The sequence below is a fragment of the Streptomyces sp. HM190 genome, assembly GCF_009857135.1.
Taxonomy (GTDB): domain Bacteria; phylum Actinomycetota; class Actinomycetes; order Streptomycetales; family Streptomycetaceae; genus Streptomyces; species Streptomyces heilongjiangensis.
Genome location: NZ_CP047318.1, coordinates 1184670 through 1209533, shown reverse-complemented (window position 1 = coordinate 1209533; position 24864 = coordinate 1184670). Strand labels below are relative to the sequence as shown.

Here is a 24864-nt window from a genome sequence, read left to right as displayed (position 1 = left end):
GACTCCTAGCAAGGGGGGAGGCTGAAGGCGGGTGGATCCGCGGTTTAAACGGACCGGGGTCCGTTGAACTTTGTAGCACATCTGCGGACCGCGGTCCACTTCTCTGTGACCAGCGTTACGTTCCTTTCGTGAACGAGCCGCTGCCGCCCCTGGTCGGACCCCCGGGAGCCGACCCCCTCGACGATCCGATCGACTTCGTTCCGCGGGTGGGGGGACCTCGTGGGGCGGTTCGTCCCGGCAGCCTGACGGCGGGTGGCGGGTGGCGGGTGGCGGGTGGCGGGTGGCGGGGGCGCGTGTGCTCCGGCTGCCGGTCGCCGACGTGGCCTCGCACGTCCCTCCGTCGGCAGGGTTCCCCCACCCCTGTGCAGGCAAAGCGACCGCTTGGTAGCTTGAGGGCGGTGCCGGTCGGCGGCACCGCGTACGGGTGAGGGGGAGTGGCAGATGGCCGACGCGAACGGGTCCCGGTCCGAGGACACGGGGACGGGGTTCTTCTCCTCCGTGGACGACGTCCTCGCCCAGCTCGCCGAAGCGGGCTACCTGGCCTCCACGGCCGTCGCCACCACGGTCTTCCTGGCCGACCGGCTGGGCAAGCCGCTGCTCGTGGAGGGACCCGCGGGCGTCGGCAAGACCGAGCTGGCCAAGGCCGTCGCCCGCGTCGGCGCCGCCCGCCTGGTCCGGCTCCAGTGCTACGAGGGCATCGACGAGTCCCGCGCCCTGTACGAGTGGAACCACGCCAAGCAGTTGCTGCGCATCAGCGCCGGACGCGACGAGGCATGGGACGACACCCGCAACGACATCTTCAGCGACGAGTTCCTGCTCACCCGGCCCCTCCTGACGGCGATCCGGGGCGACGAGCCGACCGTGCTCCTCATCGACGAGACCGACAAGGCGGACGTCGAGGTCGAGGGGCTGCTCCTCGAAGTGCTCGGCGACTTCCAGGTCACCGTCCCCGAACTGGGCACCATCGCCGCCACCCGGCGCCCGTTCACGGTCCTCACCTCGAACGCCACCCGCGAGCTCTCCGAGGCCCTCCGCCGCCGCTGTCTCTTCCTCCACCTGGACTTCCCCGACGCCGAGTTGGAGCAGCGGATCGTACGGCTGAAGGTGCCCGGCCTCGACGCCGTGCTCGCCGACTCACTCGTCCGCGTCGTCGGCGCGCTGCGGGAGATGGACCTGCGCAAGGCGCCCTCCGTGGCCGAGACGATCGACTGGGCCCGCACCCTGCTGGCCCTCGGCGCCGACACCCTGGACGAGACCGTCGTCCGGGACAGCCTCGGCGTGATCCTCAAGCACCGGGACGACATCGAGAAGGCCACACGGAAGCTGACCCTGGTATGACCGCCGCGGACGGCGCCGCGGCATCCACGGGAGCGGCCTCACCGGGCACGGTGCCCTCCGCGGCCTCCGCCGGTACGGCCTCCTCGGGCGCCGTCTCCTCCGGGGCGCCGCTCACCGAGCGGCTCACGGGGTTCGTGCGGACGTTGCGCGGTCACGGTATCCGGATCGGGCCCGGCGAGACCGTGGACGCGGCGGCCGTGCTGGAGGTGCTCGGCCTCGCCGACCGGGAGCGGATCCGCGCGGGCCTGGCGGCGGCACTGCTGCGCGCCGACCGCCAGCGGGCCGTGTTCGACGCGGCCTTCGAGCTGTACTTCCCGCTCGGTGTGGGCGAGTTGACGGGAGCGTGGGAGGCACCGGCCGCGGACCGGGACGAGTTGCGCGCGCGGATCGCCGCCGCGCTCGCCGCCGGTGACGTCGCCGCCCTCAACCGGCTCGCCGGTGAGGCGGTCGAACTGCTCGGCCGGTACGGCACGTCGTCCGAGTCGGACGGCTGGTCGGCCCACCAGACGCTGGACCGGCTGCGGCCCCAGACGCTGCTCGCGGGCATCCTCGCGGCGCAGCGGGCCGGCGGAGGCGGCGGAGGCGGCGGTGGTTCCGGCTTCGGGCCGGGGAACGGCGCCGGTACGGGCGCGGCGGGAGCGGGCTCGGGCGGTTCCGGATCCGGCGGGTTCACCGACCGGCTGGACGCGGACGAGATCCGGCGCCGTATCGAGGACTTCCGCGAACGGGTGCGTACCGAGGCCCGGCGACGGGTCGCCGAACGGCGGGGCGCGGCGTTGATCGCCCAGCGGGGCATCGCCCGCAGCGCCGAACAGGTCGACTTCCTCGTCGCGAACCGCGAACAGCTCGTCGAACTCCGCCGCACGGTCCAGCCGTTGGCCCGCAGACTGGCGACCCGCCTCGCCGCCCGGCGGCGCCGGGCGGCGCGGGGTCGGATCGACATCCGGCGCACTCTGCGCCGCTCGCTGTCCACCGGGGGAGTACCGCTGCGCCCGGCCTACCGGCGCCACCGGCCCGCCCGCCCGGAGATCGTGCTGCTGTGCGACGTGTCCGGTTCCGTCGCGGGGTTCGCGAACTTCACGATGCTGTTGGTGCAGGCGATGCGGGACCAGTTCAGCAAGGTGCGGGTCTTCGCCTTCGTCAACAAGGTCGACGAGGTCACGCACCTCGTCACCACCGGTGAGGCCGACCCGGCGGAACTCGGCCGCCGGATCGCCGAGGAGGCGACCATCAGCGGCTGGCACGGCAGCAGCGACTACGGGACCGCGCTCGGGGAGTTCGCCGAGCACCACATCGACGCCGTGGGGCCGCGCACCTCGGTGATCGTCCTCGGTGACGCCCGCACCAACGGGTTCGACCCCAACGCGGCCGCCCTGCGCCGCGTCGCCGCCCGCGCCCGCCGCGTCCACTGGCTCAACCCCGAGTCACCCGAGCTGTGGTCCACGGGCGACTCCGCCGCGCTCGTCTACGCCGAGGTCGTCGAGATGCACTCCTGCCGCAACGCGCGGCGCCTCGCGGAACTGGTGACCCGGTTGCTGCCGGTGTGACGCGGCGCGGATGCCCCGGGGCCGCGCCTGCGCCGGCGTCTCGCCCTGCCCGAGCGACAGCCGGGGCCGGGTTCCTCAGGTGCCCCGGCACCACCCGGCATGCGCCGTTCCCCGCGCGCCCGGACCGCCCCGCCGCTGCGTGTGCGCCGCCCAGCCGCGATCCTTGAGACAGACTCTCGACGTCAGGAGGTGCGCCCATGCCCCGCACCGTCACCGTGGGCTTCGAAGGCTCCCCCGAGAGCCGTGCCGCCGTCGAGTGGGCGGCCCGTGAGGCCCGCCTCCGTGCCCTGCCCCTGCTCCTGGTCAACGTGTGGGAACCGGTGCCCGCGCCGATGGGACGGTCCCCCATGCTGGGCTCGTCGACCCAGCCGGGCTGGGCCCAGCATGGGGAGACGTCCGTGGGGCCCGGGGCGCGGCGGATCCTGCGTGACGCCGCCGACGACGTCCGGCGGCGCCATCAGGCCGTCGACGTGTCCCTGGAACAGCTGACGGGCCGGGCGACGGAGGAACTGCTGAAGGCGGCCGTGGACGCCGAACTGCTGGTCCTCGGCTGGCACGGGCGGAGCGGTGTCGCCGGCTTCCTCGTCGGCTCCGTCGGACTGCACGTCGCCGCGCACGCCGAGCGTCCCGTCGTCCTCGTCCGGGCCGGCGAGTCGGCCGCCGACGAGCACGTGCCGGATCCGTCCGGTGCCGTGTCCGCCGAGGCGCCGTTCCGGCCTGTCGTCGTCGGTCTGGACGCCGCGCACCCGGACGAGACGCTCCTCCGGTTCGCCTTCGAGGCCGCCGCCCTGCGGGACACCACGCTGCGGGTCGTCCACGACCCGGGCCCCCCGCCGCCGGGGCACGGCCCGCACGCGGGTGGTCCCCATACGGGCGGTCCGCCGGACACGGCGCCCGACCTCGGGGACGTCCTCGGTCCGCCCGGCACACCGCACCCCTTGCGGCGGGAGTTCCCGGCCGTCGAGGTCGTCGAGGAGTCATCTCCGGGCAAGGCGGCGGACCACCTCGTCGAGGCGTCGCGGGAGGCGTCGCTGGTCGTCGTCGGCCGCCGGGTGCGTCACTCCCCGTTCGGCGCCCATCTCGGGCCCGTCACCCACACGGTGCTGCACCACGCGGCAGCCCCGGTGGCGGTCGTCGCCCACCGCTGAGCGCCGACCGGCTCCAGAGCCGCCGACCGGCTCCGGAACCGCCGACCGGCACCCGCGCCGCCGCGTCGACGGTCAGCCCAGCCGGGGAATCTCGATCGCCGGGCACCGGTCCATGACCATGTCGAGCCCGGCGGCACGGGTGCGGTCGTAGGCGGCCTCGTCGACGACGCCCAGCTGGAACCAGACGGCGCGGGCGCCGATCCGTACGGCCTCGTCAGCCACCGGACCGGCGAGGTCGCTGTTGACGAAGACATCGACGACGTCCACCGGGAAAGGGATGTCCGCGAGCGAGGCGTACCCCTGCTCGCCGTGGACCGTCTCGGCCTTCGGGTGGACCGGGACGACCCGCTTGCCGTAGCGCCGGAGGACCTCGGCGACACCGTACGCGGCGCGGCCGCGGTTGGTGGACAGGCCCACGACGGCCCAGGTGTCGCCGAGTTCCGTCAGGATCTTGCGGATCGTGGCGGCGTCGCCGTCCATGTCCTGTCTCCTCTTCGTCCGTACGGGAGCGCCCGGTGCGGGCTGCCTGCGCCAACAGCGCGGTGGGCCCGCTGATTCCCGCGCCCTCCACAGCGGTTCCGCCGGGCCACCCGGTCGGGCCACCCGGTGGGGCCGGGCGGCGGGCCGCGTGGTCGCGCCGGTCCGCCGCACGGAATGTCGTGGTGCGTACTGCGTTCCGCCGCACACGCGCCTACGCTCACCTCGTGCTGCGTATCACCGACGCCCGGACCGGCGAGCCCGTCGACGTCCGCAGAGCGCTCACCAGGGTCCACGTCCACGTGCCGGGCGACGACGCGTCGGCGCTGCGTGTGCTGCTGGTCGCCGATGTCCTCGCGCGCGCCCTGGACCTGGACGGTGTCCCCGCGCTGCTGGTCGCCGACCCGCCCACCGCGCTGCGCGCTCGCGCCGACGATCTGGGCATCCGGCCGACGGAGGCCGCCGGGGCGGGCGGCGCGGCGGGCGCCGGACGGCAGGTGCTGCGGGTGGCCGGCACCGGAGAGCCGGCCGGCGACGGCGTCGGCGTCGAGGTCGCCCCGGTCACCGGGCCCGAGGCGCCGGCCGCGTCCGGCACCACCCTGCGGCTCGCCCTGCTCCGCCTGCCCCGCCGCACCCCCGTCGCCCTCGACGCTCCCGCCCTGGCCGAGGCGGACGAGACCCTCGGCGCGTGGCGCGCGGCGGTGGCCGGCTGGGCCACCCGCCCCTCCAGGCCGATCCCGGAGGACGCCCGGCAGGCCCTGCGCACCGCCTGGGAGGACGACCTGGACGTGCCCGCCGTGCTCGCGGTCCTGCGGGCCGTGGAAGGGGCCGACGACCTGCCGGACGGGGCACGGTTCGAGACGTTCGCCTACGCGGACCGGCTCCTCGGGCTGGAGCTGACCCGCCAGATCGGAGCACCGGCGTGAACGGGCGGCGGGGAGCGGGCCCTCTGCGCCGACTCGTCGTCCTGCGGCACGCCAAGTCGGCCTGGCCGGTGGGTGTGCCCGACCACGAGCGCCCCCTGGCCGCCCGCGGCCGCCGTGACGCCCCCGCCGCCGGGCGGGCCCTCGCCGAGGCGGACTGCCTGCCCGACCTCGCCCTGTGCTCCACGGCCGTCCGGGCCACCCAGACCTGGGAGGCGATCGCCGCCCAGTGGGGGACACCGCCGCCCGTACGACTCGATCCGCGTGTGTACGCCGCCGACGCGGCGGAGCTGCTGGACGTCGTGCACGAGGTCCCCGAGGGGGTCCGGACCCTGCTGCTGGTGGGGCACAACCCGGGCCTGGAGGAACTGGTGCTGGACCTGGCCGGCGACGCCCTGGACGACGCCCTCGACACCGTCCGCGCCAAGTTCCCGACCTCCGCCGTCGCCGTCCTCGCCTGGCACGGCGACACCTGGTCCGCCCTGACCCCGGGCACGGCGCTCCTGACGGACCTGATCGTGGCGCGCGGCGAGAAGAAGCACTGACGGCGGCCCCGGCCCGGCCGCGACCGCCGGCGCGCACGCCCGGCGCGGACCCGTACCGGGCTGCGCATAGGCTGGCCCGATGCAGGACGAGTACCGCACCGTCGCCCGCGCCGGCGTGCACGAGACCGAGGTCAACCGCTCACGCTTCCTGTGCGCGATCGCCCCGGCCGCCACCGAGCGGGAGGCCCAGGAGTTCGTCGCGGCCGTCCGCAAGGAGCACGCCGACGCCACGCACAACTGCTACGCGTACGTCATCGGCGCCGACGCCGCCGTGCAGAAGGCGAGTGACGACGGCGAACCGGGCGGCACCGCGGGCGTGCCCATGCTGCAGATGCTGATGCGGCGTGACATGCGCTACGTCGTCGCCGTCGTCACCCGGTACTACGGCGGCGTCAAACTGGGCGCGGGCGGCCTCATCAGGGCGTACGGCGGCGCCGTGGGGGAGGCACTGGACGCGCTCGGCACCCTCACCCGCCGTCGTTTCCGCCTCGCGACGGTCACCGTCGACCACCAGCGCGCGGGCAAGGTGCAGAACGACCTGCGGGCCACCGGCCGCGAGGTCCGCGACGTCCGCTACGGGGAGGCCGTCACCATCGAGATCGGGCTCCCCGACGCCGAGGTGCCCGCGTTCCGCGCGTGGCTCGCCGACACCACGGCGGGCACGGCCGGCTTCGCACTCGGCGGGGAGGCGTACGGCGACGCCTGACAGTGAGGATGTGACGTGGTGACGCCGCTGGTGGACCTGACCCCTCGCCTGACTGACGTCCGGGGCGGCGGCCGGCCGACCGGTGACCGGTCACCAGTCACCGGTGGCCGCAGAGAGAATTGCTGCGAATTGCTCCTTTTTCCGTCGGTTCGACAGTTTTCTTCGCGGACGCCGCGCGTCTCCGTGGACCGGTGACTGTGCCGGACCGTGCGAGACCAGGTGCCGGCAGGCATTAGCGTGGTCGGTGCGTCGGCGCGGCACGGCCGGCTGCCGAGGGGCCGGGCGGGTCCGGGGAGGGATGAGGGGAAACATGCGGGTCGGAGTGGCGTCTTGAGGATTCTGCACACCTCCGACTGGCATCTCGGTCGGGCGTTCCACCGGGTGAGCATGCTCGGGGCGCAGGCCGGGTTCATCGACCACCTCGTCACGACCGTGCGGGAGCGCGACGTGGACGTGGTGCTCGTGTCCGGGGACGTGTACGACCGGGCGGTGCCGCCCCTGGCCGCCGTCGAGCTGTACGACGACGCATTGCACCGCCTCGCCGAGCTGGGCGTGCCGACGGTGATGATCTCCGGTAACCACGACTCGGCACGCCGGCTCGGCGTCGGCGCCGGGCTCCTGGACCGCGCGGGCATCCACCTGCGCACCGACGCCTCCGCGGCCGGAGTCCCCGTGGTGCTGGCCGACGCCCACGGCGACGTCGCCTTCTACGGGCTGCCGTATCTCGAACCCGCCCTGGTCAAGGACGAGTTCGCGGTGGACAGGCCGGGCCACGAGGCGGTCCTGGCCGCCGCCATGGACCGCGTCCGCTCCGACCTGGCGACCCGCGCGCCGGGCACCCGGTCCGTCGTCCTCGCCCACGCCTTCGTCACCGGCGGCGCGCCCAGCGACAGCGAGCGGGACATCTCCGTCGGCGGCGTCTCGTCCGTGCCCGCCGGGGTGTTCGACGGCGTCGACTACGTCGCCCTGGGGCATCTGCACGGCAGCCAGACCCTCACCGAACGCGTTCGCTACTCGGGCTCCCCGCTGCCGTACTCCTTCTCGGAGGCCGACCACCGCAAGACCATGTGGCTGGTCGACCTCGGCGCCGACGGCTCGATCGCCGCCGAGCGCGTCGACTGCCCCGTGCCGCGCCGACTCGCCCGCGTCCGCGGCCGGTTGGACGAACTCCTCGACGACCCCGGCCTCGCCCGGCACGAGGACGCCTGGGTCGAGGCCACCCTCACCGACCCGGTGCGGCCGGCCGAGCCCATGGCCCGGCTCTGCGCGCGCTTCCCGCACACCCTCAGCCTCGTCTTCGACCCGGAACGCGCCCCCGACGACCCGGACGTCTCCTACGCCCGGCGCCTCGCGGGCCGCGACGACCAGCAGATCGCGGAGGACTTCGTGGCCCATGTGCGCGGCACCGGCCCCGACCCCCACGAACAGGCCGTGCTCCGCGACGCCTTCGACGCCGTACGGGCCGACGAGACCCTCCGGGAGACCGCCCGATGAGACTGCACCGGCTCGACATCACGGCCTTCGGCCCTTTCGGCGGCACCCAGTCCGTCGACTTCGACGACCTGTCGGCCGCCGGCCTCTTCCTGCTGCACGGCCCGACCGGCGCCGGCAAGACGTCCGTCCTCGACGCCGTCTGCTATGCCCTGTACGGTTCCGTGCCCGGCGCCCGCCAGAGCGGCCAGGGCATGACCCTGCGCAGCGACCACGCGGACCCCGCGACGCGCACCGAGGTCCGCCTCGAACTGACCGTCGCCGGCCGCCGCCTGGAACTCACCCGCCAGCCGCCCTGGGAGCGGCCCAAGAAGCGCGGCACCGGTACGACGCTCGACAAGGCACAGAGCCTGCTGCGGGAGTACGACGCCGTCGCGGGTGCCTGGAAGGACCTCAGCCGGTCGCACCAGGAGATCGGCGAGGAGATCACCCAGGTCCTCGGGATGAGCCGGGAGCAGTTCTGCCAGGTGGTGCTGTTGCCGCAGGGCGACTTCGCCCGGTTCCTGCGGGCCGACGCCGAGGCCCGCGGCCGACTGCTCGGCCGGCTGTTCGACACCCAGCGGTTCGCCGCCGTCGAGAAGCGCCTCGCCGACCGGCGCCGCGCCACCGAGGCACAGGTCCGCGACGGCGACGCCGACCTGCTCGCCGACGCGCACCGCATGCAGCAGGCCGCCGGCGGCGACCTCGCCCCGCCCCAGCTCGCGCCGGGCGATCCGGGACTCGCCGAAGCCGTCCTCGGCTGGGCCGCGATCGCCCGCAGCACCGCACGGGAACAGCTCACCGTCGCCCACTGCGCGCGGGCCGCCGCGGAGTCCGCGCACGCCGCCGCCGAGCGCGACCTCGACGACGTACGGGAAGTGGCGCGGCTGCAGCGGCGGTTCGCCGAGGCGCGGGAGCGGGCCCGGAAGCTGGAGGAACGGGCCGACGCCCACCGGGCGGACCGCGACCGCATGGAACGCGGCCGCAAGGCCGAGGCCGTGGAACCGGCGCTCGCCCTGCGGGACGAGGCCGAGGCCGCGCACCGGCGGGCCGCCGAGGACGAGGCCCGCACGCGTGCCGCCCTGCCCGCGGAGCACGCCGACGCCGGCGCGGCCGGGCTCGCGGCCGCCGCCCGGAATGCCTCGGAGGAACTGGGCGGCCTGGCGGCTGCCCGCCGCGCCGAACGGAAGCTGGCCGACCTCCTCGCCGAGCGCGCCGAACTCGACGGCGAGGAACGCGCCGACGACGACGTCCTCCAGGACGCCGAGGGCTGGCTGGCCGACTGGGACACCACGCGGGCCGGGCTGCAGGCCCGCGTCGAGGCCGCTCAGGAGGCCGCCACCCGGGCCGAGCAGCTCGCCGTCCAGCGCGAGCCCGCCGAGAGGCGGTTGCGCGCCGCCCGCGAGCGTGACCGGCTCGAACGGGACGCCGACGAGGCCCGGACCGACGCGCTCCGGCTCGCCGAGCGTGCCGGTGAGGCGCGCACCCACTGGCTGGACCTCAAGGAACAGCGCCTGGACGGCATCGCCGCCGAGCTGGCCGCCGAGCTGGTCGACGGCCGGCCGTGCGCCGTCTGCGGCGGCACCGAACACCCCGCGCCCGCCCGCAAGGACGCCGGGCACGTCGACCGCGAGACGGAGGAGGCGGCGCTCGCCGCGTTCCAGCGGGCCGACGAGGAACGCGCCGACGCCGAACGGCGCCTTCAGGACCTGCGGCGGGCGCTGGCCGCCGCGAGCGCGGAGGCCGGGGACACACCGACCGACCGACTCGCCGCGCTCGCCGAGGAGGTCGAGCGGGACTACGCCCGGGCCCGGCGCGGCGCCTCGGACCTGCATCCCGCGCAGGAGGCGCTGCTGCACGCCGAACGGGAGCGCGACCGGCGGGCCGCCGCACGGCAGGAGGCGGCGGTCCGGGCCGCCACCCGCAACACCCGACGGGACGCCCTGGAACGGGAACGGGCCGCCCTGGAGGAGGAGTTGACGCAGGCCAGGGGCGAGGCCCGGAGCGTGGCCGAGCGGGCCGGGCAACTGGAGCTGCGGGCCGCCCGGCTCGCCGAGGCCGCCGAGGCCGTGCGCGCCGCCGACGACACCGCGCAGCGGCTCAAGGACGCCGACGCACGCCTCGCCGACGCCGCCTTCCGCGCCGGGTTCGACACACCGCGACAGGCCGCCGCGGCGCTCCTCGACGCCGCGGCCCACCGGGACCTGCAACGGCGCCTCGACGCCTGGCAGACGGAGGAGGCGGCGGTGCGCGCCGTGCTCGCCGAGCCCGGGACGGCCGCAGCGGCCCAGCGGCCGTCCGCCGATGTCGCCGCCGCCGAGCGGGCCGCCGAGGCCGCCGCCCTGCGCCTCCAGCGGGCCGTGTCCGCGTGGGACGAGGCCGAGCGGCGCAGCGCCGCACTCGACCGGCTGTCCGCGCGGGCCGCCGCCTCCGTGCGGCGGCTGGCACCGCTGCGGGAGGAGTACGACCGCGTCGCCCGCATGGCGGGACTCGCCGCCGGAACCGCCGCGGACAACGAGCGCAAGATGCGCCTGGAGGCGTACGTCCTGGCCGCCCGTCTCGAACAGGTCGCCGCCGCCGCGACCGTACGGCTCCAGCGGATGTCCTCCGGCCGCTACACCCTCGTCCACTCCGACGACCGGTCCGGGCGCGGGCGCAGCGGACTCGGACTGCACGTCGTCGACGCGTGGACCGGCCGGGAACGGGACACGGCCACGCTCTCCGGCGGCGAGACGTTCTTCGCGTCCCTCGCGCTCGCGCTGGGCCTCGCCGACGTCGTCACCGACGAGGCCGGCGGCGTACGCCTCGACACCCTCTTCGTCGACGAGGGGTTCGGCAGCCTCGACGACCAGACCCTCGACGAGGTCCTCGACGTCCTCGACGCGCTCCGCGAGCGGGACCGCAGCGTCGGCATCGTCAGCCACGTCGGGGACCTGAGACGGCGGATCCACGCACAGCTGGAGGTCGTGAAGGAACGGTCGGGGTCGGTCGTACGGCAGCGCACGACGGCCTGACGGCACGGTCTGGCCGGGTGGCGGGCCGCCCGCCGGGGGCCCGGTGACGCGTCCCGGTGGCGTGGTGGCGTCAGCGGCCGAGCGGGCGCCGGGGGAGGGGGGAGGAGTACACGACGCTGGTCGTGACGGAGCCCAGCGAACCGAGTCTGCCCGACACCTCCTCCAGATGACGCATCGAGCGGGCGGCGACCTTGATCACGAAGCAGTCGTCGCCCGTGACGTGGTGCGCCTCCAGGATCTCGGGGGTGACGGCCACCAGGTCGTGGAACGGTTTGTAGTTGCCGTGGGGGTAGCGGAGGCGGACGAACGCCAGGATCGGCAGGCCCAGCCGCTCCGGTTCGACCACGGCCGCGTACCCCTGGATGACGCCCGCCTCCTCCAGCCGCCGCACCCGTTCGGTGACGGCGCTCGCCGACATCGACACGGCGCGCGCCAGATCGGCGAAGCTGGCCCGCCCGTCCCGCTGGAGGACTTCGAGGATGCGCCAGTCGGTGGCGTCCGGCACGTACGGGGAATTCACGGTCATGAGCGAGGAATAGCAGGGGAATCCCCGGCCGGGCAAGGTCTGGGCCGTGGAACGCCCCTTCAGGGTGGGGGGCATCGGCCGTAGATTTCCCGGCAGTGGGGCCGGACGCCGGCCCCGTCGAGGAGCCGGCCCCGGCGCCGGGCAGAGAGAGGCCCCGAGATGACCACCACGACCGCCGTGAACCCCGTCCTGCGGGTCGCCCCCGCCGCCCCGGCCGAGGCCTCCGCCTACTTCCGGGCGGCCCTCGCCTTCCACGCCGACGTCTCGGACGTGGCCGCCGCCCTCGCCGCCGACGGCGACCCCGGCTTCGTCGTCCTCGACTCCCGTTCCACCGCCTCCTGGGACCAGGGCCACATCCCCGGCGCGGTCCACCTGCCCACCGCCCTCATTCCCGAGCAGGCCGAGCAGCTCCTCGACACGTCCGTCCCGGTCGTCACGTACTGCTGGGGCCCCGGCTGCAACGGCGCCACCCGTGCCGCCCTCGCCCTCGCCGAACTCGGCTTCCAGGTGAAGGAGATGCTCGGTGGCTTCGAGTACTGGGCCCGCGAGGGCTTCGCGTACGAGACCTGGGAGGGCACCGGGCGGCGTGCGGCTGACCCGCTGACCGTGCCGGTGGACGCGGAGGACTGCGGCTGCTGACCACACCATTGCTGACATACTGTCAAGAACCTTGTGGAACCGGTGAGTTGACGGGAATCGTGGCCGTGTAGTTTCTGGGCATGGCTCGTTGTGCGGATCCGGTGGTTCCAGGTGTGGTGCGGTGGGTGGAGTCGGCCGGCGGACCGCTCATAGCCGTGCCGGAGGCGGTCCTGTCGTTCTGGGCGGGCGCCGACGGCGACGAGACCTCCTCCGACTACGACCGTGCCTGCGACGTCGCCGGCCACGCCGGGCTGCTGCCCGTCGGCGACACCCGCGCCCTGGTCCTGGGCGACGAACCCGCCGCCACCGCGTACCTCCCCGAGCACGGCCTCTTCGTCCGCCGGCACCCGGCCGGCCCCGAGGACCCGTCCGACCCCGACGGCCGGCTCCTCGCCGAGGTGCCCGCCGTCCTCGACGACGCCGTGTGGGCGCCCGCGCTGGAGTGGCGCGTACCGGGACCGCTGGTCCTGTTCGACGCGGCCCGCCCCGGGCACGCCGCCACCGCGACCGGCCATGTGCGGGTGGAGCTGACGCCCGGACGGTACGGGGTCAGCGCCGCGTACGTGCCGACGGGGCCGTGGGCGGGGCTCCGCCTGGTGCGGGTCGGAGCACCTGCGGCCTGATCCGGGCCGGTCGGCGGTCGGGCGTCGAGGGCCGAGGGGCGGGGGTCGAGCGCCGAGGGGCGGGCGTCGAGGGCGGCGAACGGGTTCGGCAGCCGGGGCAGCCATGGGTTCGGCGGCCGGGCCCGGTGGTGCGGTCGGGTGGGCCCGGCGCGCTCGTGTCACAGCTGGGAGAGCTCGTCCACCAGGTCGTCCAGGCCCAGGGAGCCCTGGGAGAGGGCGGCCATGTGCCAGGCCTTGGCGTCGAAGGCGTCGCCGTGGCGCTGCCGGGCCTTCTCACGGCCGAGCAGCCAGGCCCGCTCGCCGAGCTTGTAGCCGATGGCCTGCCCGGGGATGGTCAGATAGCGCGTCAGCTCGCTCTCCACGAAGTCCGCCGGGCGGCTGCTGTGGGCGCCGAAGAACTCCTGGGCCAGCTCGGGGGTCCAGCGCTCTCCCGGGCGGAAGGGGGAGTCCGCCGGGATCTCCAGCTCCAGATGCATGCCGATGTCGACGATGACACGGGTCGCGCGCATCATCTGCGCGTCCAGATAACCGAGCCGCTCCTCCGCGTCCTTGAGGAAGCCCAGCTCGTCCATGAGCCGCTCCGCGTACAGCGCCCAGCCCTCGGCGTTGGCGCTGACCCCGCCGATGGTGGCCTGGTAGCGGGAGAGGTCGTCCTTGACGTACACCCACTGCGCGAGCTGGAGGTGATGGCCGGGGACACCCTCGTGGTACCAGGTGGACACCAGGTCGTACACCGGGAAGCGGGTCGCCCCCATCGTCGGCAGCCAGGTACGGCCCGGACGGGAGAAGTCCTCGCTCGGCGCCGAGTAGTACGGGGCCGCCGCACCACCGGGCGGAGCGATGCACGACTCGACCTTCCGCACCGGTTCCGCCAGGTCGAAGTGGGTGCCGTCGAGCGCCTCGATCGCCCCGTCCATCAGGGACTGGAGCCACGCGCGGACCTCGTCGACGCCCTCGATGTGCCGGCCGTGCTCGTCCAGGTGCGCCAGCGCCACCCACGGCGTCGCGGCGCCCGGCAGGATCTTCTCCGCCTCCTGCTTCATCTCGCCGAGCAGCCGGTGGAACTCCGACCAGCCGTACGCGTACGCCTCGTCGAGGTCCAGGTCCGCCCCCGTGAAGTAGCGGGCCAGCCGGGCGTACCGCTCACGGCCCACCGTGTCCGGGGCGCCCTCGACGGCCGGGGCGTACACGTCGCGCATCCAGTCGCGCAGCTCCACCACGGCCCGCGTCGCCCCGCGGGCCGCCTCGTCCAGCTCGGCGCGCAGGGACTTTGGGCCCTCCGACACGAACTCCTCGAACCAGCCGCGCCCCGCGCCGTCCGTGTCCGCCCACTCGGTGAGCTGACCGATGAAGGTGGCGGTCGGCCGCGGAGCCCCGTACAGCTTGCGCTCCAGCCCGAGCGCGAGCGACTCGCGGTACCCGGCGTAGGCCGCCGGCACCGCGCGCAGCCGCTCCGCGATCGCCGCCCAGTCCTCCTCGGTTTCCGCCGGGGTGATGGTGAAGACCTCACGCACCTCGTGCGGCGGCGTCACCATGTTCCCGACCGCGCGCAGATGTTCGTCCGCCTCGTGCACGGCGAGTTCGGCGGTGAGGCGTTCGCGCAGCAGGCGCGCGCACCGGCGTTCGATGTCGCTGTCCGCGCCCGGTCGCCGCTCCGCCTCGTCGAGCCGGGCCAGCGTCGTCCGGATCAGCTCCGCACGGGCCTCCATACCGGCGGGCGAGGTGTCCGGCAGCCTGCTCGAGCTCTCCTTCACACCGAGGTAGGTACCTGTCACGGGGTCGAGGGCGATCAGGTCGTCGACATACGCGTCGGCGACCTCGCGGGGCAGGGGACTCTTGGTGTCAGACATGCGGACAATCTTGGTACGGCCCCCCGTCGCCGTCAGCTGCTTGACCGGCTGTTGAGTCTGACGGCGGCCGGATTCCGCTGAGGGCGCAGCGCCCCTGCCCGTCGGCGTGCGGTGCCGTCGACCCGCACTGCGCCGCGCCGTTGCTCCCGGGCCCGCGGCGGCCTGCGACTCTCAGCGCGCGGCGCCCGTACCGTTCAGGCGGGCCGTTCGGCGTCCGGCGGGAGCAGCGGCCCGCACTCCCACTGCTGGAAGATCAACCTGGTCTCCACGCGCGCCACTTCGCGCTGGGACGTGAACTCGTCGAGCACCAGCCGCTGCAGGTCCGCCATGTCCGCGACGGCGACATGCACGAGATAGTCGTCCGGGCCGGTGAGGTGGTACACGGTCCGCGACTCGGGCAGCGCCCGGATCCGCTCCACGAACGGCCCCACCAGCTCCCGTCGGTGCGGCCTGACCTGGACGGACAGCAGCGCCTCCAGCCCTCGCCCGAGCTTGGCCGGATCGAGTCGCAGCTGATGACCGAGGATCACTCCGGAGCGGCGCAGCCGGGTCACCCGGTCCAGACACGTCGACGGCGCGACCCCCACCTGGGCGGCGAGATCGCGGTAGGTCGCCCGTGCGTCGTTCTGCAACAGGCGCAGAAGGTGGAGGTCCACCGGATCCAGTACGACAGACTCGGCCATTGCCCGAACGTAGCACGGACACCGGCCCACGCGGCCCGGCCGATGTTCACCCTGACGCCCATGAACTCAGCGAGCACGCACGCGTACGACCCCGCACGCACCGCGCCGAGGGCGCTGGACACCGAGGCCGTGCACGCCGGCCGCGACGACCTCGCGCGCCAGGGCCTGCACGCCGCGCCCATCGACCTGTCCACGACCTACCCCTCGTACGACAGCCGCGGTGAGGCCGCCCGCATCGACGCCTTCGCCACCGAGGGCGCCGAACCCGAGGGCACTCCGATCTACGGACGGCTCGGCAACCCGACCGTCGCCCGTTTCGAGACCGCCCTCGCCCGCCTGGAGGGCACCGAGAGCGCCGTCGCCTTCGCCAGCGGCATGGCCGCCCTGAGCGCGGTGCTCCTCGCCCGCGCCTCCCTGGGCCTGCGCCACGTGGTCGCCGTACGCCCCCTGTACGGCTGCAGCGACCATCTCCTGACCGCCGGGCTGCTCGGCTCCGAGGTCACCTGGGTCGACCCGGCCGGCGTCGCGGACGCGCTGCGGCCCGACACCGGTCTGGTGCTCGTCGAGTCCCCGGCCAACCCGACCCTCGCCGAACTCGATCTGCGGGCCCTCGCCCACTCCTGTGGCTCGGTCCCGCTCCTCGCGGACAACACCTTCGCGACACCGGTCCTCCAGCGTCCCGTCGAGCAGGGGGCCCGGCTCGTCCTGCACAGCGCCACCAAGTACCTCGGCGGCCACGGGGACGTCATGGCCGGGGTCGTGGCCTGCGACGAGGAGTTCGCCGGACGGCTGCGGCAGATACGCTTCGCGACCGGCGGTGTCCTCCACCCGCTCGCCGGCTACCTCCTCCTGCGTGGCCTCGCGACCCTCCCCGTCCGGGTCCGGGCGGCTTCCGCGACCGCCGCGGAACTGGTCCGGCGCCTCGACGCCGACCCGCGGGTGGCGCGGGTCCACTACCCCCGTGTCGGCGGCGCGATGATCGCCTTCGAGGTTCATGGCGACCCGCACGACGTCATCGCGGGCGTCCGGCTGATCACCCCCGCCGTCAGCCTCGGCAGTGTGGACAGCCTGATCCAGCACCCGGCTTCCATCAGCCACCGCATCGTGGACGAGACCGACCGCCGGGGCGCCGGGGTGAGCGACCGGCTGCTGCGGATGTCGGTGGGCCTGGAGGACGTGGACGACCTGTGGGCGGACCTGGACGGGGCGCTGGGTGCAACGGCCGACACCGCCACCACGGGTAGGGGCGTCGCCGCCGAACGGCCTGTGGCGGACCTGGGGGCTGCCTCCGGCCGCTGAGGCGGTGATCGAGGGCCCGGTGGCCGGGGTGGCTCCCCCGGCCACCGGGCCCTGGGCTTGAGGCTCCGGCTGCGCGGAGGGCTCGCAGGAGGCTCCGGGTGCCCCGTGGGCCCCGAGGGCTCCGGGTCCGGCTACTCCCCGGCTACGGTGAGCGCCAGCTTGCCCGTGACGCCGCCGTCGAGCAGGCGGCGGACGGCTGCGGCGGCTTCCGTGAGGGGGTACACGCGGTCCACGACGGGGCGCAGGGTGCCCGCCCCGATGAGCACGGTCAGGTCCCGCAGACCGTCGGCGTGTTCGGAGGAGATGAACGTCCCCAGGTGCTGTCCGGTGAACGGCGACAGCGCCTGTGCGCGGAGCTGCCGGTCGGTGCCGCCGAGCCACCGGCCGGCCGTCTCGCCGCCGGTGATGACCAGTCGGCCGCGTGGGGTGAGGACGCGGCGCAGATCCCGCAGGGTGCGGTTGCCCGCGATGTCGACGACGGCGTCGTACCGCCGCGCGCCGGCGAGGAAGTCCTCGCGGGTGTGGTCGACGACCTCGTCGGCGCCCAGTGCCCGTACGGCGTCGAGCTTGGCCGTGCTCGCGACGGCCGTGATCCGCGCCCCGAGGGCGTGGGCGATCTGCACGGCGAAGGTGCCGACACCACCGGACGCCCCGGTGATCAGGACCTCCTGGCCCCGCTGGACCCGGGCCCGGTCACGAACCGCCTGGAGCGCGGTGAGCGCGCTGACGGGGACCGTCGCCGCCTCCTCGAAGGTCAGGCCGGCCGGCTTGGGGGCGATCCTGTCGTGCCGGGCGACGGCGTGCTCGGCGAACGCGGCCGCCGCCGTGCCGTAGACCTCGTCGCCGGGCGCGAACCCGGTCACGTCCGGGGCGACCGCCTCGACGACGCCGGCGAGGTTGCGGCCCGGGTTGGGCAGCTTGGGCGCGCGCAGCCCGCTCACGGGCCGGACGGCGTAGGGCAGGCCGGCCATCAGGTGCCAGGTGCCGCGGTCCACGCTGGAGGCGCGCACCCGCACCCGTACCTGCCCCGGCCCGAGCGCCGGCCGGGCGAGCCGCGCCATCCGCAGGACGGCTTCCGGCTCGGTGCCGTAGCGCTCCTGCACGACGGCCGCCATCGTCCCGGTCTCCTCGGCTCGCGCTGCCTGGCTGGTGCTCCGCATGGTCTTCTCCCGCGTCGGGTGTCCCGCTGGACTTACGCCGTAAGTGCAGCACTTACGGCGTAAGTAGAGCACTTACGCCGTAAGCTCGTCAACGCCCGGAGACCGCGAGAGGAAGTGACCGTCCCCCGTGACGCGACGTACCGCCCCGCAGCCGCCCCGCGAGACGCTGACCCGACAGCGGGTACTGAGCGCCGCCGTCGCGCTCGCCGACAGCGGCGGCCTGGAGACGCTCAGCATGCGCAAGCTCGGCGAGGCCGTCGGTGTCGAGGCGATGTCCCTGTACAACCACGTCGCCAACAAGGAGGACCTGCTCGACGGCATGGTCGACCTGGTCTTCGACGAGGTCGACCTGCCCTCCCCGGACGACGACTGGAGGGAGGCGATGCGGCTGCGGGCGGCGTCGATGCGCCGTGTGCTGTCCCGTCACCGCTGGTCGATCGGGCTGATGGCGTCACGGGCCACGCCGGGACCCGCAACCCTGCGGCACCACGACGCCGTTCTCGGCTGTCTGCGCCGGGCCGGTTTCTCCCTCACCCTCACCGCGCACGCCGTGTCGGTCCTCGACGGCTACATCTACGGCTTCGCCCTCCAGGAGAAGGCCCTGCCCTTCGACACCCCGGAGCGGACCGCCGAGGTGGCGGAGGCCATCATGAGCGGCTTCGGCGACGGCGAGTACCCGTACCTGGCCGAGATCGCGACCGAGCACGTCATGCGGCCCGGCTACGACTACGGCGACGAGTTCGACTTCGGGCTGGATCTGATCCTCGACGGCCTCCAGCGGGCGGCGGGCCTGAGCCCGTGAAGGCGCCGATGCGGCGGTGACGGCCACGACGACGGTGACAACAGCGATGACGGCGAGAGCGCGCTGCCGACAGCGATGACGGCGAGAGCGCGGCGGTGGCAGCGCCGACGGCGAGAGCGCGGTGGTGACAAGCAGGAGCGCGGTGGTGGCAGCGAACAGCGCGGGAGCCCGTCAACGGCTCCCGCGCTGCTTTCCGCCTCCCTCGGCGGCCTTCCGTGTCCCCTGGCGTTCGCGCGGAGTCACCGCCCCTTGCGGAGCCCCTCCGCACCCTCGGCCCGGTGTGCCGGCACGGCCTCCAGACGGGCCGTGATCACCAGCGTCCCCTCCTCGACCTGGTAGTCGAGCGGCAGGCCCAGGGCCCGCATCGCCGCGACCATCCCCGTGTTGGACGACTGCGTCACGACGTATACGTTCGCGCAGCCGGCGTCGCCCGCCATGGCCACCAGCCTGCGGAGCAACTCGCTGCCGATACCGCGCCGCTGCCAGGCGTCCTCGACGAGCAGCGCGATCTCCGTCTCGTCGCCGTCCCAGAGCAGATGACCCAGTCCGACCAGGCGCCCCGACGTGGTCTGCGCGGCGAGCGTCCGCCCGAAGCGAGGGCTCAGCAGATGCTTGAGGTACCGGTCCGCGTCGCCCACCGGCCCGTGGTACCGCATGCTCAACGTCCGCGCCGAGCACCGCTCGTGCATTGCCCTCGCCGCACGCAGATCGCCGGCGTCCGCCCGGCGCACCGTGATGTCGTTGCCCTCGGGCAGTGTCAGCACGTCCAGGCTGCGCGGGATCCGCGGCCCGAGCCGCGCGTCCAGTTCCACCAGCGCCCGCGCCCGCGCGAACTCCGTGGGCGTGAACGGCAGATACGGCCGCTCCACCGTGACCGTCCCGCCCTCGGGCGCCCGCAGCCGCATCACCGTGCCCTCCAGGGCCCCCTCGACCGGGGCGCCCTCCTGGTCCCGGCCCGAGCCGGGAGCGGTGGCGGGCAGCGAGCGGATGGTGCAGCGGCCGAGCAACTGCCGCAGTGCCAGGGGGAGTTCCGCGGCGTCCAACGCCGTACGCGTCGCCAGGCCGAGCACCCGTGTCGGCGCGTCCACCAGGTCATGGGCGTCGCCGCGCTCGATCCAGGTCGCGCTGCCGCCCGCGCCGGACACCGACCGGCTGATCTCCGCGGCGGACAACTCCTCGGGCGCCCGCAGCAGGAACTCGTCCACGGTGCCCTCGGCCAGCGGGTGCGTCTGCAGGCTCAGGATGTCGACCCGGTGCGCCGCCAGCGCCGTGCACAGCGCCGCGAGCGACCCCGGTTCGTCCCTCACGGTCGTCCGCATCCGCCACAGCACGGTCGCCCCCGCCACGGCCTCCGCCCCGCCCGTCTCCTCGCCCGCACCGGCCGGCCCGGCCTCCCGCTCCGCGGGGAGCGACGGCCGGGCGCCGGTATCGCTCGTGGGCGGCGCGTGACCGTGGCGCCGTGTCCACCGGGCGTGGAACCCGACAGCGGCGAGCACGACGGCCGCCGCGACCGCCGCCGACGCCGCACCGGCCCGGCCCCGCACGGCGGGGCCCGCCACCGCGTCGGCCACGGCCGCCGCCGCGAGGAGCGCGGCGAGACCGACCACGGCCCGCCGCCAGTGGCGCACCGGGCGACCGTTCCTCGCCCGCGTCACATCAGACATGTCTGCAGTCATGTGGTCACTGTGAAGGAGGGGTGTTGCGTGATCACGAACGCATTGTGACCGGCCGGTAAAAGCATCCTTCCGTCCCTTTTGTTGCAGTTTGGAAGACCGGTGGGGTGGTGGCAGGTCGGACAGCCGGTGGGCCGGATCAGACCGCAAGCGCCGCGCGCAGCCGCCGCGCCTCGGTGACCAGCCGGGACGAGCCCTTCCGGTCCGCCGCCAGATCGAGGTGGGGCAGCTCTCCGCGCGCCCCGGAACGCTCCACGCATTCGGCGGCGACGGCCAGCAGCTCCCCGAGTCCCCGAACCGGCGTGGTCGCCTGGGAACGGCCCTTGCCACCGCCCTCGACCTGGCTCTTGGTCTCGCCTTCCTTGCCGCTTTGCCCGTCGCAGAGTTCGGCGAGCAGGTGCGGCAGGGCCGCTCGCAGGACCGCCCACGCCGTGCCGTACGCGCCGGTGGACGCCGCCGTGCGTATCGCCTCGGCGATCCGCAGCGGCTTCACACAGCCGGTCACGGCCAGCTGCCCGAGGTCGGCGCCGGCCTGCTCGACGTCGAGCTGCCCCCGGGCCGCCAGCACCAGCAGGGCGTCCACGGCCGCGAGACGGTCCTCCGGACGCTTGGCGCCCAGTCCGTACACCACGCACAGCCGTACGGCCTCGCCCGTCTCGCCCTCCGCCTCGGCGAGCGTCGGCAGGAACGAGAACCCGGTCCCGGTGTCCTCGACGACTCCCTGCGAGATGTCCCGCAGCACCCGTCCCGCCACCAGTTCCGGGCGCCCCGGCACGACCGCCAGCCAGTGCCGCCACTCGGAGTCGTCCCAGTGGGAGCAGTACCAGCGGCCCTGGTGCTCGGACGCGGACAACGGGCGTCCCAGTCGGTGGACCTCAGGCGGGAAGGACGCGTTCTGCAGCTCCGGGAGCGCTCCGAACTCCACCAGGACCCTCGGCCCCTCGGTGCGGCCGCGCCGCACGGGCTGGGCGGGCACGTCGGTCGCCAGCCACTCCGCCAGCCGGTCGCCCTCCGGAGTGCCCAGCTCGCGCGCGGCCACGGCGGCGGACTCCGAGGCGGCCGCGTCGGTGCGACGCACCCGCAGCAGGGCCTGCGCGAAGTCCGCCCGACCGGGCCGGACCCCGAGCCGCCGACAGGCGTCGAGTCTTGCCACCAGGTCCCCGGGCTCCAGCGAGCCGGTGCTCCAGGTCGGCGTGGCCAGCAGGAACGGCGGCGGCTCGGTGCGGACACGGTGGGCGACCTCCCACAGCCGGGCGTCGCGGACCCCGGCGAGGCCGCTGTGCACACATCCTCCGGACGCGGACGTGTCCGAGCGCGCCTCGTGCAGGACCGACAGACGCACCCGCTCGAACAGCGACGCCAGGACGATCTCCAGGCCGTGCGGCGACTCCTGGAAGTACCGGTCGACGTACGTCGGCTGCGTCTGCACCCACCATCGCCGCGCCACCACCGGACGCAGCGCCTCCACGAGTGCCGCACGGTCCCGGTGCGCATGGCGTACGAGCCCGTCCAGCGTCCGCTCGAAGGCGCTGGTGTCGCCGTCCGAGGCCAGCAGCGCGTTGACCTCCTCGGCGAGTTCGGCGGCCGTCTCCGGCGCCGGCAGGAGCCGCGTCGGTCGGGGGACGGGAGGCAGCAGCTCCTCGTACACCTCCGGGGACGCCTCGGCGGGGGAGGCACCGAGGACGGCCAGGGCGCGGGTCCGCAGGCCGGGGCTCAGATCGGCGGCAGCGCCGGTGATCTCCTCACGCGCGGCGTCCCCGTCCGCGGCGTCGCCGTCCGCGATGTCGCCGATGTGCCGCTCGACGAGCTTCAGCGCCCGCTCCTGCACCTCCGTGTCCTCGTGTCCGAACGCCTGGGCGACCACGGGGAGCAGCGCGCCCGCGGTGGACGGGTCCTGCCTGAGCACCTTGCCGAGCAGGATCAGCTGGGAACGGACCAGCCGCCGCTCGGGGCGGAAGAACACGGCGCCGGACATCTCGATCAGCCGGCGCGACCCCAGTTCGCCGTCCAGGGCGAAGTCGGCGAGCACGGACTGGGCGTGTCCGGCCACCGCGGAGGGGGCGTCCGCGCACAGGGACATCCAGTCCGCGATCCGCTCGCACCGCTCGCCGCGGGTCAGGTCGAGGGAGGTCAGCAGGCCGAGGAACACCTTGTTGTCGGCCGTGGAGCCGCCGCCGCGCAGCAACCGGGACACACAGCCGTCGACGAGGATCTTGCGGTCGAGGATCCCCTCCCCGGCGAGCTGGGTGAGGGCGTAGGTCCAGTTGTCCAGCCCCTCGCCGTACCGCCAGTCGCTGCGCGCGCCGATCTCCGCGATGTCGAACAGCGCGGTGACCAGCTCCGTCAGGTGCGGGTCCTTGCGCAGGTTGCCGATGACGGTGCCCGCCTTCCAGCGCGCCCGGCCGATGTGCTCCATCCAGCCCCGCACATAGGTCTCGGACGTCGGCACGGCACAGCCCGCGAGCCTCACCAGGCCGGACATCAGCTCGTACGGCACCTGCGCGGTCAGCGGGCGCTCCGCCAGCCGGTGCACCAGGTCGCAGAGCCAGTGCGGCTCACGGTCACCGAGCACGTCGATCAGGACCGACGCCGACGCCTGCCGCCAGCGCATGTCGGACCCCGCGATCCAGTCGGCCACCGCCGCAGCGCCCGTCTGGCAGGCGGCACCCGCCGCGTGCAGTGCCGGGTACGCGCGCTGGAGGGGCGAGCCCCACGGCTCGGACCGCAGCTTCTTGCGCAGCTCCTTCAACTCGGGCATGCACGCCCGTCGTTCGGCGTCCGTCATGCCGTCCGCCAGGGTGACGACGTCACCCGTGTTACCCGCCCGTACCGCGTTGACCAGCGTCGTCGCCGTCATCGCGCACCCCCGTCGATGCTCGTCCCGCTCGGTTCCCTGTCGGTCGTCGTGCTGCCCTGCTCCCCGGGGGACGGTGTCCCGCCGGTCCCGGCGTCCGTGCCCCGGCGGACCATCCGCACCGCCAGCGCGTGTTTGCAAGGGCCTCTGCCGCCGCGGTACTTCGCCCACCACAGGCAGGAACAGCTCAGTGTGCCCCCGTCGTCGCGGACCCGGTGGACATGGCCGTCCTCGGCGGTCACCGTGCCGAGCGCGCCGTCCAGGGTGACGGCCCCGGCGGCCACCAGGCCGCGGGCCGAGCGGAGCCGCGGATTGTGCCGCTCGACGCGGTCGGCGTCGTAGGGCAGTTCCCGGTGGAAGTAGGCGGCCTCTGCGGTGTCGTAGCCGACGCGGCCCGAGGTCCCCAGCCGGGTCAGCGCCGCCCGTACCCGCTCGGCGGTGAGGCCGGAGGACGCGGCCAGGTCGCCGACGTCGATGCGGGGCTCCCAGGCGAGGAGCACCGAGATCAGCTCCGCGTCCTCGGCGGCCTCGTCGGTGGCGAGCGCGTCCAGCACGCCGCCCTCCCCCGAGAAACCGCGCGCGGCCTCCGGGGACAGCGTGAGGGTGAGCCGCATGCCGGGCAGCTCGACCTCCCACGCACTCGCCAGGCCCGCCGCCCCGGCGGCCGGCGGGCCGTAGACGCGCAACGCGGTCGCGTGGCGCAGGACCCGCTGGAGGGCCACCAGCCGCTCCGGGCCGGGCAGGCAGACCGCGCCGGGCACCGGCCGCGTCGTCGGGCGCAGGACCCGGCCCGAGGGCACGACCCACTGGGCGCCCCGAGACGCGCCACGGGCCCCGCCGCGCGGCAGCGACCGCAGGAACCGAACGGCCTCCGCGGCGGGCAGCTCGGCCCGCAGATCGAACCCGGCGGCGACCACCTGCGCCTCGGCGAAACCGCGCAGCCAGCGGTCGGGCAACGGCACCTTCTTCTCCACCACGGGGCCGTCCAGCGTGGTCACCGCCAGCTCGTCCGGGCCGACCCGCAGATGCAGCGGATCGTCGGAGCCGACGCGGGACAGCGCCTCGCGCAGCGGGTTGTTGACGTCCACGTTGGTCGTGCCGTGGCCGACCTCGCTCCCGTCGAGTCCCGGCTCCAGGACGTCGAGCCGGGCGTACACCCCGCCGCAGCCGGAGAACGACTCGAAGCGCAGCCGGTCCCCGTTGCCCGTCACCACCGGGTCCAGGGAGGCCCGCAGCTGCTGCTGGTAGTAGCGGGCCGCCGCCACGTCCGCGACCGCCAACAGGCCGGCCGCGGCCACCTGAGGAGAGGTCAGGAAGCCGGTGAAGAACCGCGGATGGTCCTGGTACCCCGTCGGGGTCGCACCCCGGGAGGTCTCCAGCCCCAGCCGCTGTCCGCCCGCCGCGGACTCCAGCACGGAGGGTCGGGTATAGGCCACGGCCTGCACAGATCGCGTCATGGGAGAACCGTAGGAGCGACCACTGACAACGGGCGGTGACCTGCGAAAACGCGGCGGACGGCCCGGTGTTGCCGAGCCGTCCGCCCCATGTCGGGGGCCGGGTTCGCCGACCTCCCGTTTCAGGCCGTGC

20 protein-coding genes are annotated in these 24864 nt (G+C 74.7%); 12 read left to right on the top strand and 8 right to left on the bottom strand.

Annotated features, from left to right (window positions below; translation table 11 throughout):
- The first annotated feature begins 441 nt into the window (after positions 1–441).
- From GSY65_RS04695 to GSY65_RS04685, 3 genes are all read left to right on the top strand, one after another.
- Positions 442–1338, top strand: a complete 897-nt coding sequence (locus GSY65_RS04695; protein WP_159766096.1) for an AAA family ATPase — start codon at positions 442–444, stop codon at positions 1336–1338.
- Positions 1335–2885, top strand: coding sequence for a VWA domain-containing protein (locus GSY65_RS04690; RefSeq protein ID WP_159766095.1), 1551 nt, complete (start codon positions 1335–1337; stop codon positions 2883–2885). The genes GSY65_RS04695 and GSY65_RS04690 overlap by 4 nt, the downstream gene beginning before the upstream one ends.
- A gap of 197 nt (positions 2886–3082) precedes the next feature.
- On the top strand, positions 3083–4033 hold the full coding sequence (locus GSY65_RS04685) for a universal stress protein (protein ID WP_159766094.1): 951 nt from the start codon (positions 3083–3085) through the stop codon (positions 4031–4033).
- 72 nt (positions 4034–4105) lie between these two features.
- On the opposite strand, the gene GSY65_RS04680 is transcribed toward GSY65_RS04685, so the two are convergent.
- On the bottom strand, positions 4106–4513 hold the full coding sequence (locus tag GSY65_RS04680) for a CoA-binding protein (RefSeq protein ID WP_159766093.1): 408 nt from the start codon (positions 4511–4513) through the stop codon (positions 4106–4108).
- Between the two features lie 224 nt (positions 4514–4737).
- Here GSY65_RS04680 and GSY65_RS04675 point away from each other — a divergent pair, with 224 nt between their 5' ends.
- From GSY65_RS04675 to GSY65_RS04655, 5 genes are all read left to right on the top strand, one after another.
- Entirely contained in the window at positions 4738–5436 is a 699-nt protein-coding gene (locus tag GSY65_RS04675; RefSeq protein WP_201452452.1) for a hypothetical protein, read from the top strand.
- Positions 5433–5978: a SixA phosphatase family protein gene (locus GSY65_RS04670; RefSeq protein ID WP_159766091.1), complete on the top strand. Its 546-nt coding sequence runs from the start codon at positions 5433–5435 to the stop codon at positions 5976–5978. Before GSY65_RS04675 ends, GSY65_RS04670 begins: the two co-directional genes overlap by 4 nt.
- Positions 5979–6057: 79 nt before the next feature.
- Positions 6058–6684 carry a YigZ family protein gene (locus tag GSY65_RS04665; RefSeq protein ID WP_159766090.1) on the top strand — a complete coding sequence of 209 codons (627 nt, stop codon included), beginning with the start codon at positions 6058–6060 and terminating at the stop codon, positions 6682–6684.
- Positions 6685–7014: 330 nt separating this feature from the next.
- Positions 7015–8178 (top strand): exonuclease SbcCD subunit D, encoded by a 1164-nt coding sequence (locus tag GSY65_RS04660; RefSeq protein ID WP_159766089.1) that lies wholly within the window; start codon positions 7015–7017, stop codon positions 8176–8178.
- Positions 8175–11168 (top strand): AAA family ATPase, encoded by a 2994-nt coding sequence (locus GSY65_RS04655; protein WP_159766088.1) that lies wholly within the window; start codon positions 8175–8177, stop codon positions 11166–11168. The genes GSY65_RS04660 and GSY65_RS04655 overlap by 4 nt, the downstream gene beginning before the upstream one ends.
- A 70-nt stretch (positions 11169–11238) precedes the next feature.
- On the opposite strand, the gene GSY65_RS04650 is transcribed toward GSY65_RS04655, so the two are convergent.
- Positions 11239–11694 (bottom strand): Lrp/AsnC family transcriptional regulator, encoded by a 456-nt coding sequence (locus tag GSY65_RS04650; protein WP_159766087.1) that lies wholly within the window; start codon positions 11692–11694, stop codon positions 11239–11241.
- Between the two features lie 159 nt (positions 11695–11853).
- On the opposite strand from GSY65_RS04650, the gene GSY65_RS04645 reads away from it, so the two are divergent.
- Positions 11854–12333, top strand: coding sequence for a rhodanese-like domain-containing protein (locus GSY65_RS04645; protein ID WP_159766086.1), 480 nt, complete (start codon positions 11854–11856; stop codon positions 12331–12333).
- Positions 12334–12413: 80 nt separating this feature from the next.
- The gene (locus GSY65_RS04640) at positions 12414–12956 is read left to right on the top strand and encodes an Imm21 family immunity protein (protein WP_159766085.1); all 543 of its coding nucleotides are present in this window, start codon (positions 12414–12416) and stop codon (positions 12954–12956) included.
- A 158-nt stretch (positions 12957–13114) separates the two neighbouring features.
- Here the strand turns inward: GSY65_RS04640 and GSY65_RS04635 are convergent, their stop codons facing one another.
- A complete protein-coding gene (locus tag GSY65_RS04635; protein WP_159766084.1) occupies positions 13115–14806 on the bottom strand; it encodes a DUF885 domain-containing protein in 1692 nt (563 codons plus the stop codon).
- Positions 14807–15000: 194 nt separating this feature from the next.
- Entirely contained in the window at positions 15001–15489 is a 489-nt protein-coding gene (locus GSY65_RS04630) for an Lrp/AsnC family transcriptional regulator (RefSeq protein WP_055515086.1), read from the bottom strand.
- A gap of 60 nt (positions 15490–15549) precedes the next feature.
- Between GSY65_RS04630 and GSY65_RS04625 the strand changes: the two genes are divergently transcribed.
- On the top strand, positions 15550–16788 hold the full coding sequence (locus GSY65_RS04625; protein WP_159766083.1) for a trans-sulfuration enzyme family protein: 1239 nt from the start codon (positions 15550–15552) through the stop codon (positions 16786–16788).
- Positions 16789–16919: 131 nt separating this feature from the next.
- Here GSY65_RS04625 and GSY65_RS04620 read toward each other — a convergent pair whose 3' ends face one another.
- A complete protein-coding gene (locus GSY65_RS04620; protein WP_236579700.1) occupies positions 16920–17948 on the bottom strand; it encodes an NAD(P)-dependent alcohol dehydrogenase in 1029 nt (342 codons plus the stop codon).
- Between the two features lie 127 nt (positions 17949–18075).
- On the opposite strand from GSY65_RS04620, the gene GSY65_RS04615 reads away from it, so the two are divergent.
- Positions 18076–18750 (top strand): TetR/AcrR family transcriptional regulator, encoded by a 675-nt coding sequence (locus GSY65_RS04615; RefSeq protein ID WP_159766082.1) that lies wholly within the window; start codon positions 18076–18078, stop codon positions 18748–18750.
- A gap of 239 nt (positions 18751–18989) precedes the next feature.
- Here the strand turns inward: GSY65_RS04615 and GSY65_RS04610 are convergent, their stop codons facing one another.
- The 3 genes from GSY65_RS04610 to GSY65_RS04600 form a co-directional block, all read right to left on the bottom strand.
- On the bottom strand, positions 18990–20414 hold the full coding sequence (locus tag GSY65_RS04610; protein WP_236579699.1) for a GNAT family N-acetyltransferase: 1425 nt from the start codon (positions 20412–20414) through the stop codon (positions 18990–18992).
- 148 nt (positions 20415–20562) lie between these two features.
- The gene (locus GSY65_RS04605; RefSeq protein ID WP_159766081.1) at positions 20563–23280 is read right to left on the bottom strand and encodes a DUF6493 family protein; all 2718 of its coding nucleotides are present in this window, start codon (positions 23278–23280) and stop codon (positions 20563–20565) included.
- Complete coding sequence (locus GSY65_RS04600; protein ID WP_159766080.1) at positions 23277–24734, bottom strand: SWIM zinc finger family protein; 1458 nt, start codon at positions 24732–24734, stop codon at positions 23277–23279. The genes GSY65_RS04605 and GSY65_RS04600 overlap by 4 nt, the downstream gene beginning before the upstream one ends.
- Positions 24735–24864 lie beyond the last annotated feature (130 nt).